General features: G+C 71.7%; 8 protein-coding genes. 6 read left to right on the forward strand and 2 right to left on the reverse strand.

Features of this window, described 5'->3' with window-relative positions:
* Positions 1–297 precede the first annotated feature (297 nt).
* On the forward strand, positions 298–1359 hold the full coding sequence (locus tag CLV63_RS32695) for a saccharopine dehydrogenase NADP-binding domain-containing protein (RefSeq protein ID WP_170134416.1): 1062 nt from the start codon (positions 298–300) through the stop codon (positions 1357–1359).
* Positions 1360–3114: 1755 nt separating this feature from the next.
* Complete coding sequence (locus CLV63_RS32705) at positions 3115–4089, forward strand: helix-turn-helix transcriptional regulator (RefSeq protein WP_106587125.1); 975 nt, start codon at positions 3115–3117, stop codon at positions 4087–4089.
* Positions 4090–4688: 599 nt separating this feature from the next.
* Here CLV63_RS32705 and CLV63_RS32710 read toward each other — a convergent pair.
* Positions 4689–5873, reverse strand: a complete 1185-nt coding sequence (locus CLV63_RS32710) for a macrolide family glycosyltransferase (RefSeq protein WP_106587126.1) — start codon at positions 5871–5873, stop codon at positions 4689–4691.
* Between the two features lie 580 nt (positions 5874–6453).
* Here CLV63_RS32710 and CLV63_RS32715 point away from each other — a divergent pair.
* Positions 6454–7380, forward strand: a complete 927-nt coding sequence (locus tag CLV63_RS32715; RefSeq protein WP_106587127.1) for a TIGR03619 family F420-dependent LLM class oxidoreductase — start codon at positions 6454–6456, stop codon at positions 7378–7380.
* A 58-nt stretch (positions 7381–7438) separates the two neighbouring features.
* Here the strand turns inward: CLV63_RS32715 and CLV63_RS32720 are convergent, their stop codons facing one another.
* On the reverse strand, positions 7439–7732 hold the full coding sequence (locus CLV63_RS32720; protein WP_106587128.1) for a hypothetical protein: 294 nt from the start codon (positions 7730–7732) through the stop codon (positions 7439–7441).
* Between the two features lie 133 nt (positions 7733–7865).
* Here CLV63_RS32720 and CLV63_RS32725 point away from each other — a divergent pair, with 133 nt between their 5' ends.
* The 3 genes from CLV63_RS32725 to CLV63_RS32735 all read left to right on the forward strand — a co-directional run.
* A complete protein-coding gene (locus tag CLV63_RS32725) occupies positions 7866–8282 on the forward strand; it encodes a cobalamin B12-binding domain-containing protein (RefSeq protein WP_106587129.1) in 417 nt (138 codons plus the stop codon).
* A gap of 233 nt (positions 8283–8515) precedes the next feature.
* Positions 8516–9289, forward strand: coding sequence for a TSUP family transporter (locus CLV63_RS32730; RefSeq protein WP_106587130.1), 774 nt, complete (start codon positions 8516–8518; stop codon positions 9287–9289).
* Positions 9290–9607: 318 nt separating this feature from the next.
* Positions 9608–10400: ATP-grasp domain-containing protein (locus CLV63_RS32735; protein ID WP_106587131.1), on the forward strand; the 793-nt coding region annotated here is incomplete at its 3' end.

Consider the following 10400-nt stretch of genomic DNA (forward strand, 5'->3'; position numbering starts at 1 on the left):
AGTAGGTCGCCGCCGGACATTTTTTTGCGGGGGACTCCTTTTGGGGGGTCCCCCGTTTTTTTGTTGTGTGTGGGGGGTGCCGTGGGCGCCCCCCCCTTTTTTTGTGGGCCGGACATCTTTTTAGAGGTCGGGAACGCCCTCGCCCCCGGACGCCGGCGCCCGCTTCGCGGGGTTCGGAAAGTGGCCGCCTCCGGTCTCTGGTGATTCGGATTCGGCGTGGTCTCCTGCATGCTTCTCCACCCGGACGCGTGGCTCCCCCCACTATCGGCCTCCGGTCTGGTGGCTAGTGTCATGGGCATGGTGGAGATCGTGGTGGCGGGTGCTTCAGGGGTTCTCGGGCGGATGATCTGCACAGAGGCGCAGCGGATATTCGGCGACGACGTTACGGTCGTGGTCGGTGACCGTCGGGAGTCGCGTGGGCGGGAGACCGCCGCGGGCCTGGGCGGACGCGCGCGGTCCGTCGTCATGGACGTGGCGGACGACGAGAGTGTCCGCACTGGCCTCCGCGGAGCCGACCTGGTGATCGTCGCGGTAGGTCAGTCGAAGCCCCGTGTCCAGGATGCGTGCATTCAGCTCGGCGTGCCCTGCGTCGACGTGACGACGGATGCGGAGGTGGTCGCGCGGGTCGTGGAACGCGACGACGAAGCGCGCCGCAGCAAGGTCGCGTTGGTCGTGATGGCGGGACTGTTCCCTGGTCTCTCTGGCCTTCTCGCGCAACAGGCCGCCGCTTCGCTCGACAGCGTCGACCGTCTCGACATCGCTCTGCGGCAGAGCACCAACGCCGAAGTGGGACCGTCAGGTGTCGCCGACATGCTGCGCATCGTGAGCGCACCGGTGCATGGTCGGCCCGGGTTCCGGGAACGGGCCCGGCTCCCGTTCAGGTCGGGGAGCGCCGCGGTGCGCCGCATAGCCCACGCCGAACAGCGCGTCCTGACCGAAGAAATCGGTGTGTCCGATGTCGCCTACTGGACCGCCTGGGACAACGAGCGCTTCAACCGGATGGTGGGCGCGCTCATCCGCGCACGCGTCCTACCCCGGATGGCATCGGCCTTCGCCGTGCTGGCCCAGCACACACCGGATCGGCCGCAACGGGTCGAGCTCATGGCTCGGGCCGGAGGCAGGGTGGACGGCGAGGCAGCGGACCGCATCGTGCAATTGTCCGCCGACTCCGATTACGGTGCGACGGCGACCGTCGCCGCCGCACTTGGGGCGATGGCACTAGAGCAGCGGTGGGCGGGATCGGGCCCTCCGTTGAGGTTCAGCACGCTTGGCGCCGTCCTCGCCCGTGCGTCCACACCAGGCATCACAATGTCCGAGTCTCGTGGGACGAAGCGTTCCGGTCCTCTCGACGGGCACTGAACCCGGCAGGCGTCGACCCCCGACGGCGGTCCCTTCGTCGTCACTGGGCCCGCCCGTTGTGTGGACGGTCGGCGCCGCGCGTGCTGGGCGCGCGGCGCCGACCGCCCACGCAGCGAAGGGTGGTCGCGGAGTGGCCCGGGTGTTCCGCCGCGAGTGTGTCGAGATCGAACGGTTCGACGATCTCGCGGGCGTGGCGCCCAGAGGGCGCTGGGCGTGGGCGCGATGCGATAGTGCTCGCCTGGCCAGTCGCCTTTAAGGGTGGGCGCATGCGCGCCGACTGGTTGGTCTCATCGGTGCTGCTGCGTCAGTGAGGCCGGCTGTCCGTGCCCGCGCTCGCCTCGGCCATCCTCAAGGTGGTCGACGCGGTTCCGGAAGGCCAGCGGGCCACCGCGGCGGGCGTGTGGGGTCGGTCCGTGTGCGGGGCGGCCTTGTCGCAGTGCCGCGTGCGGGTGGTCTGCGGGGAAGAGCAGCAACGACGGCGGCGAGGGGCCGGGCCCCGGCGGCATCGAGCCGGGTGCGCGGGGGGCACGGTTCGTTCGTTGGGCGGCCTTCTCGCTGGTCCGCGCGCGGGTGGTCGGTGGTCACAAGTAGCGCCGACTGCGGCGGGTGGTCGGGGCGCGGTTGGATCGACTGAGGTGTGCGGGGGTGGGTGCCGAGAGCGTCCTTGCCCGCAGCGGACCTGGGCTGGGCTGCCGGGGTGCCTGCGCAGCAGCGACGGCCGAAGCAGACGCCGGGGTTGGACGCCAGGGCTCGCCACGTACTGAGCGCGCGGGGGTGGTGCTGCGGTGGTGGTGCGGGCGGGGCGTCCGGGGGTGTGGTTGCGGTGGGTTCCGTGCGGTGCCGGGCCCGGCGGTCGCAGTGCGGGATGTGTGTCGGCCGTCGCTGCTGCGCAGGCTTTCCGGCAGCCTGGCTCCTGTTCCCTTGGGGTCACGGACGCCCTTGCCCGCGGGCGCCTTGCTTCGGGGGCGGTCTCGCCTCCGGGCGCCCGTGGCCGTTTCCGCGCGGTGCCGCGCAGCGGCAGTCCTTCTGGCGCCCGGGTCGGTGGGTGCGTGAGCACGCCGTCGTTGCCGTTGGGTCGACGGCGTTGGGTGGGCGGGCGCATCGCCCTGCGCAGAAGGGCAGGTCAGCGGCCCGGGTCCGGCACCTCACCATCCCGGGCGTCTCGCATCGTGAGAACTCGATGAGAGGGTCAACCCAGACAGCACCCGTATGACGTCTGGGTGGGCATCCCGCCACACCGCAGACCCGCACCACCCGCAAAAACCGGACACCACACCGCAATCCGGGCGCGTGGCGGCGGTCTCGGCCGATCACTCGTCCGCATGATGGACATGATCTTGGCGCGGGGCCCGAATCGGCGCCTCTTCGCCGCGAAACACGCGATCAAAAAGGGACATTCACCGCCAATCGCCCCCTGTGGGTGGGGCTCTGCGCAGGTAGCCGTGCTTTTCGCTGCGGAGTGACGCGGGGAGGCGCTGACGACCCCGAGAGACCCCGGCCTCGACCGCCCACTCCGGCCCATCCCCGGCCATCGCCGCCCCGTCGCCCACCCTGGCCCCCGCACGCCCGATCGAGGCAACCCGAGCTCGGCCCCTCGCCGCCTTTGGTGCTGCTGTTCCCCACTGCGCACCCGGCTCGACTCCGCCGGGGTCCGGAGCCCGCCCGCCGTTGGCGCTGCATGTAACCACTGACCGCCCGCGCGCGGACCGGTGAGAAGGCCGCCACGCAAGGCGTGTAGGCCTCTAGAGTTTCGACATGCGCGCCGACCGGTTGGTCTCACTGGTGTTGCTGCTGCGCCAGCGCGGACGGCTGTCTGCGACCGCGCTCGCCCGCGAGCTGGAGGTGTCCACCCGCACCGTGCTGCGCGACGTTGAGGCGCTGGCCGCGGCAGGTGTCCCGGTCTATGCCGAACGCGGTCGGCACGGCGGTTTCGCGCTGCTGCCCGGTTTCCGCACTGAGCTCACCGGGTTGAATCACGACGAGGCGCTTGCCCTGCTGGTCGCCGGATCACGGCGCGGCGCGCAGGTCTTCGGCCTCGGCTCGGCGCTCGCCTCGGCCATGCTCAAGGTGATCGACGCACTCCCTGAAAGCCAGCGGGACACCGCAGCGGGTGTGGCCGAGCGGTTGCTCATCGACCCGGAAGCCGACCTCCTCTCGCGTCGGCTGGTCGCCGAGGAGGTGCCGGATCCCATTGCGGCCGAGGTCCGGCGCGCGGTGTTCGCCGGACGCAAGCTGCGCATCCGCTACGCGGCGGTGGGCCAGGCCCCGAAGTGGCGCACGGTCGACCCGATCGGCCTGGTCACAGTGCGCGACCAGGGCTATCTGCTCGCCACGAGGTCTGGAGCGGACCGGACCTACCGGCTGTCCCGGATCGTGGCCGCCGAGGAACTCGCCGAACCCGCCCAGCGGCCGGACCGGGTCGATTTGGACCGGGCCTGGCAGGAGCGCAGCGCGCGGTTCCGGGCCGGCGGCGACCTGGTTACCACGCTGGTACTGGTGGACCCGGCGCGGCGGGACGACCTGGTGGGCACCGCGCTGGCTGTCCTCGCTGAGGAGGCCGACGCGGACGGTCGGCTGCGGCTGGAGGTGACCTTCCAGGATTCGAGACACGCCGAGTGGGCGCTGTGGCAGCTGGCCACACACGCGGAGGTCCTGTCCCCGCAGTGGCTGCGCACCGCTCTGGGCGACCGTGCCGCCGCGGTCGCTGCCCGCTACGAAGCGCCCTCCTGAGCCGGAACGATGATTCTCCCGCCATACGCGGCGCCGTTGATGCCGTTGATTCAGTGGGCAATGGGGTGCTCGTGAGTCGGCGCGGAGCTGGAGACTGCCGTCGCGGGCCCCGCTGCGCGGTACTCCGCGAAGCGGGCGCAGTAGGGGAGTGCGGTTCACGTGACCTGGGGAGAAGGGGGTTGGCTGTCGTCGCGATTGCGGAGCATCCGGCGGTACGAAGCACCACGGCCCGCCTCGATCGCCAGACGCCGGGCACAGACCCGCCGCCCTGCGGTGGAGCAGGACTTGTGGGGAAACTCCAGCGTGGTGTTTCGCACCGCCGGGTGCTTCGCATCCGCGACGGTAGCCAACCCCCTCCACTCAAGGACACCACGGGCGTGCCGCACATCCCCTTCGCCCGTGGGCACCTGGGGCGCGCTGCGCCCGTGGGTGCCGGGGGTGTGCCGCCTGTCCCTGGTGTCTGGGGTCTGCTGGGGCGCGTCGCCCGCCCGCTTCGCTCGAGGGCACCAGGGGTGCGTCGCACGCCCCCTTTACCCAAAGGGCACCGGGGCGATTCCCCCGTCATGTGCAGCGGGGCGGCCGACCGCGGCGCGCCTGTCCTATGCCCTGGGTTGCGGCAGCAGCGCCTCGATGAGGTCGGCGGCGCGGCCGGTGCCGCCCTCTGCGCGGAGTTCGGTGCGGAGCGCGTCGAGCCGGCGGGCCACCTGCGGGTCGGTGGTGAGGTCGAACAGTGCCTGCCGGAGTGTCTCGGCGGTCGCCTTGTCGGTGTCGACGCGCAGCGCGACGCCGAGGTCCACCAGCTTGTCGGCGTTGTCGAACTGGTCGACGGCCTGGGGCACCGCGATCATGGGGACTCCGCAGTACAGCCCCTCGCTGCTGCCGCCCATCCCGGCGTGCGTGACGAACAGGTCGGCCTGTTCCAGGATGGCGAGCTGCGGCACCCAGGAGTGGACTTCGACGTTGGCGGGGACCGGCCCGAGGTCGGCGGGGTCGACGTGCGAGCCGACCTGGAGCACGACGTGCCAGCCGGGCAGGTCGCCGAACGCGCCGACGCACTCCCGGTAGAAACCGGGCCGGTTGGTGAACGACGATCCGAGGGACACCAGCAGGACGTTCTCGGCGTGCGCCGGCCTGGTCCAGCCGCCCTGCTCGGAGCGGGTGCCGAAGCACGGGCCGACGAAGGTGACGGCGTCGGGGTCGACGGTGTCGGCCTTGGGCTGCATGGCGCGCGGGATGAGGGCCAGGCAACGGGGCGGGCGTCCGACGAAGGCGAGGGCGTCGGGGCTGTCGATCCCGTTGTCGGCCAACCAGGCCGCGATCTTCGCGTAGTGCGCGTCGGCGCCCGGAAGGGCCTTGAGCATCGCGCCGACCTCCTCCTCGTACCCGCCCCACGCCACGTAGGCGGGGGAGAGCTGAACGGCGGGCCGGCCCCAGTTCTCGGCGAGGATGCGGGCGGGGTGCCCGGCGATGTCGTACAGGAACAGGTCGGGGCGGTCGTCGTCGTAGGCCGCACGCACCTGCGGCAGCATCGCGATGGCGTCGTCGGCGAAGATGTCCATGGCGGCGATCGGGTCGTCGGGCCACGCGTCGTCGTCAACGGGCAGCGTGGAGGTATAGGGCACCAGTTCCGCGCCTGTCGCGGTGACCGTCTCCGCCATGGTGGGGTCGTTGGCGTAGGTGACGCGGTGGCCGCGCGCGACCAGCTCGCGGATGATCTCCAGACTGGGCACGACGTGGCTGATGGCGGGGATGCCGACCATGGCGATGTGGGCGGGGCGGGGCATTCGGTCCTCCGGTGGCGGTCGGCGGGTCCATGGTGCGGCGCCGGCGGGCGCGCGGGGCGGTGGGCGGCGGCCGTGATCCCCGCAGAATGGTAGGGCAATGGGCGTGGACTGGGGCGGCACCGGCGCGCACCCGCCGACCGAGGGCGCGCCTGCTGACCGGGGGCGCACCGCGTCGGCTGCACTGCGAGGGCGTCGCGCCCTTCCGCATGCTTGGCCCACCCGGCGCGCTTGGCAGCGGCCGCCCACCGCACCGTTCTTCGCGTTGCGTGTCGTATCGCCTGGCGCGCTTGGCGGCGGCCGCACGGCGTGCCTGGAAGCGCGGCCGCCCGCCGTGCCGCCCTTCGCGTTGCGTGTCGTACCGCCCGACGTGCCTGGCGGCAGCCGTCCGTTGCGCCCTTCAACATGCTTGGCGGCGGCGCTCACCGCACCGCCCTTCGCGTTGCGTGTCGTACCGCCTGGCGGCGGCCGCCCGTCATGCTGAGCCGTCGCGCCGCCCGTCGCACCGCCCTTCGCGCCCGGCGCCGGTTGCTGTGTCGCCCGGCCTCGTTCCGGATGGGGGCGGGTGGTTAACGTAGGGCCCATGCTGATCGGATTCGGAGCCCCGGTGTCTGGGGCATGGGCCACCCCGCAGAACCTGGGATCGTTCGCCAAGCGCGCCGAGGAGCTGGGGTACGACTCGCTGTGGACGTTCCAGCGCCTGCTCACCCCCGCCGACGACTCCACGGTCGGCCCCGGTTACCGCAGTGTCCTGGACCCGCTGCTGGCGCTCACGTTCGCCGCCGCGTCGACCGAGCGGATCCGGTTGGGCGTGTCGATCGTCAACACCCCGTTCGTGCCGCCCGCGGTGCTCGCCAAGCAGGCCGCGACGCTGGACGTCCTCTCGGGCGGCCGCTTCGACCTGGGGTTGGGCAGCGGCTGGTCGCCGGAGGAGTTCACGGTGTCGGGCACCTCGTCGGAGCGGCGCGGGGCGCGGACCGAGGAGTACCTGTCCGTTCTCCGCACCCTGTGGGAGGACGAGGTGAGCGGCTACACGGGCGAGTTCTACACGGTGCCGCCGAGCCGGATGGCGCCCAAGCCGGTGCAGCGCCCCGGCCCGCCGGTCCTGCTGGGCGGGACGGTGCGCGCCGCGCTTCAGCGGGCCGGCCGCCTGGCCGAGGGGTGGTTGAGCCGCAGCGCGACCGACCTGTCGCGGATCGCAGAGGACGTCGCGGTGGTGCGTGAGGCGGCGGAGGCCGCGGGGCGTGACCCGGAGGCGGTGCGGGTGGTGTGCAGGGGCGTGGTCCGCTACGGCGCCGAGGCCGTTGGTGAGGACGGGGCGCGGCTGCCGCTGTCGGGGTCGGCTGCGCAGATCCGCGCGGACATCGAGTGGCTCGACGGGCAGGGCATCACCGAGCTGTTCTACGACCTGAACTGGGATCCGGCCGTGGGCTCTCCCGATGTCGACCCGAAGGCCGCCACCGCGCGCGCCACCGAGATCGTGGAGGCGCTCGCGCCGCGCCGCCCCTGAGCGGGCGGCACCGGGCGCCGGGCACGCCTGCCTCACGAGTCCGGGTCGGGCGCCCGGGTCAGTGCTGGTGCTTGCGGAGGTAGTCGAGGTACAGGGGACGCAGGGCCTCCTGGAGTTCGGGGTCGCCCTCGCGTTCGTCCAGGATCTCGGCGATCACTCCCGATGCCTTACTGATGCCCGCCTCGCTGGCCTCCAGACGGCCGATGGACGCCTGGGCGGCGGGGAGGGCGCGCGCGATCTCCCAGTAGAAGCTGAAGTCCCACCGGCTGCGAGCGACGGCATCGGCGCGTTCGCGGAGTTCGGGCGTGCTCAGCAGGTCCAATGGGGCGGCTGCGTTGGGATCGTCGCTCATGGTCGGTCCTGTACCCGTCCCCGCTCCCGAGTATCGCGGGTGAGCCGGGTTACCCTGCATTCGGATTCGTGTACGCGTCGGCCTCGCGCACTCCCACAAGGACAACGGGGCGACCGACTTGAGGGGTGAGCCCATGGGCACGTCGTCAGCGGTTCGGGTGGTCATCGCCAAGCCGGGCCTGGACGGCCACGACCGCGGGGTGAAGGTGGTCGCGCGTGCGCTGCGCGACGCCGGTGTGGAGGTCATCTACACGGGCCTGCGCCAGACCCCGGAGATGGTCGTCAACGCCGCGATCCAGGAGGACGCCGATGCGATCGGCCTGTCGATCCTCTCCGGTGCGCACATGACCCTGTTCGGCAAGGTCATGGCGTTGCTGGCGGAGAAGGACGCCACCGACATCGTGGTGTTCGGCGGTGGCATCATCCCCGAGGCCGACATCCCCGAGCTGCGGCGCCTCGGCGTGGCGAAGGTGTTCACGCCGGGCGCCACCACCACGGAGATCTCGTCCTGGGTGAAGGACCACGTCCGCGGGGCGGCCGCCACGTCGTAGGGCGCGCTCGTAGGACGAGCGCATAAGACGAGCTCGCAAGGTGGGCCCGGCGTAGGACGAGTTCGCCCTACGAGCGCGTTGGACGAGCGCGTTGGCCGGGCCCGGCGTCGGATGACCGGTGGTCGGACGACTAGACTCCGCTCTTCGTGACGTGTGCTCATTTCTCCCGCGATGTCCTTTTCGCCGTTCCCCTCCGCCCACTCCGCCCCCTCGGCCCGGGGCGGTAGTAGCGCGTGGACGCCGGACCCGAACTCATCGTCCTGCTGCTCGTTGCCGCCGCAGCGGCGGGCTGGATCGACGCCGTCGTCGGCGGTGGCGGGCTGCTGATGCTGCCCGCCCTGCTGGTGGCGTTTCCCACGTCGCCGGTCGCGCCGCTGCTGGGGACGAACAAGCTGACGGCGGTGTTCGGCACCGCGTCGGCGGCGGTCACCTACGCGCGGGGCGTCCGGTTGGAACCGCGCCTGGTGTGGCCCACTGCGGGCCTGGCGTTGATCGGCGCGGGCGGCGGCGCGGCGCTCGCCGGATCCATCTCCTCCGACGCGCTGCGGCCGGTCATCATGCTGGTCCTTGCGGTGGTCGCCGTCACCGTCGTGGCGCGTCCCGCGCTGGGCGCCGCGCGGCACGGGGAGCTGTTCACCAAGAACCGGGTCGCCGCGGCGGTGCTCCTCGCCGGGGGCGGTGTCGCGTTCTACGACGGGCTCATCGGCCCGGGTACCGGCACGTTCCTGATCATCGCGCTGACCACCGTCGTCGGCCTGGACTTCGTGACGGCGTCGGCATCGGCGAAGGTCGTCAACACGACCACCAACCTCGGCGCGCTGGCGGTGTTCGGCTACCACGGCGACATCCTGTGGTCGCTGGGCCTGGGGCTCGCGGTGTGCAACATCATCGGGGCGCAGATCGGCGTGCACATGGCATTGCGGCGCGGGTCGGGGTTCGTCCGGGTGGTGCTCGTGGTGGTCGTGGGCCTGCTGCTGGTGCGGCTGGGCTGGGAGCAGTTCGGCTGAGACGCCCTGAGGCCCTGGAACGGCCGCTCCGGCGCCTGCTCGGCGGTGTGACCTCACCCACGGATGCGCGCCGTCCGCGGCCCGTGAGGGTCGCTGTGGCGCCGCATACGGGCCGTCCCGGCGGGGGCGTGCGATGCGCGCGAGAACCTGGTGTCCGCCGCCGAGGGCTGTCAGAGCTAAGCTTTCGCGTGGTGCGGATGGCTTTATACGACGCGTCCGCCACATCGACCGGGTCCGCAACGGCCTGGATCGCGTGGCCGGTGGCGCACATTCCTCCGCTAACACACTTCAGCCAGCGAGTTACAAGGACGGACCCTCGTGGACCTGTTCGAATACCAGGCGAAGGAACTCTTCGCGGAGTACGGGGTCCCGGTACCCCAGGGAAAGGTGGCGAGCACCGCCGCTGAGGCGCGTGCCATCGCCGATGAGTTCGCGGCGGCGGGCAAGTCCCGCGTGGTCGTGAAAGCGCAGGTGAAGACGGGCGGCCGCGGCAAGGCCGGCGGCGTCAAGGTCGCCGACGACCCCGCCGACGCCCAGGCGAAGGCCGAGCAGATCCTCGGCATGGACATCAAGGGCCACACCGTGCACCGCGTCCTCATCGAGGAGGCCAGCGCGATCGCGGAGGAGTACTACTTCTCCTTCCTGCTCGACCGCGCCAACCGCACCTTCCTGTCCATCTGCTCCAAAGAGGGCGGCATGGAGATCGAGGAGGTCGCGCACACCGACCCCGACGCCGTCGCGAAGGTCGCGATCGACGCCCTGAAGGGCGCCCCCGCCGACGTCGCGGCCGACATCGTCGCCAAGGGCAAGCTGCCCGCGGCCGCGGCGCAGGGCGCCACCGAGATCATCACCAAGCTGTGGGACGCCTTTGTCGGCTCCGACGCCACGCTGGTCGAGGTCAACCCCCTCATCCTCACCGAGGACGGCCGGGTCATCGCCCTCGACGGCAAGGTCACCCTCGACGAGAACGCCGAGTTCCGCCAGGACCTCTCCCGCTTCGAGGTCGCCGCCGAAGGCGACCCGCTCGAAGTCCGGGCGAAGGAGAAGGGCTTGAACTACGTCAAGCTCGATGGCCAGGTCGGCATCATCGGCAACGGCGCGGGCCTGGTCA

The sequence above is a fragment of the Murinocardiopsis flavida genome (assembly GCF_003014485.1).
Taxonomy (GTDB): Bacteria; Actinomycetota; Actinomycetes; order Streptosporangiales; family Streptosporangiaceae; genus Murinocardiopsis; species Murinocardiopsis flavida.

Bases quoted from the DNA above. Each gene is read 5' to 3' on its own strand.
- CLV63_RS32695 (WP_170134416.1), top strand. From the start codon at position 298: ATGGTGGAGATCGTGGTGGCGGGTGCTTCAGGGGTTCTCGGGCGGATG.
- CLV63_RS32705 (WP_106587125.1), top strand. From the start codon at position 3,115: ATGCGCGCCGACCGGTTGGTCTCACTGGTGTTGCTGCTGCGCCAGCGC.
- CLV63_RS32710 (WP_106587126.1), bottom strand. From the start codon at position 5,873: ATGCCCCGCCCCGCCCACATCGCCATGGTCGGCATCCCCGCCATCAGC.
- CLV63_RS32715 (WP_106587127.1), top strand. From the start codon at position 6,454: ATGCTGATCGGATTCGGAGCCCCGGTGTCTGGGGCATGGGCCACCCCG.
- CLV63_RS32720 (WP_106587128.1), bottom strand. From the start codon at position 7,732: ATGAGCGACGATCCCAACGCAGCCGCCCCATTGGACCTGCTGAGCACG.
- CLV63_RS32725 (WP_106587129.1), top strand. From the start codon at position 7,866: ATGGGCACGTCGTCAGCGGTTCGGGTGGTCATCGCCAAGCCGGGCCTG.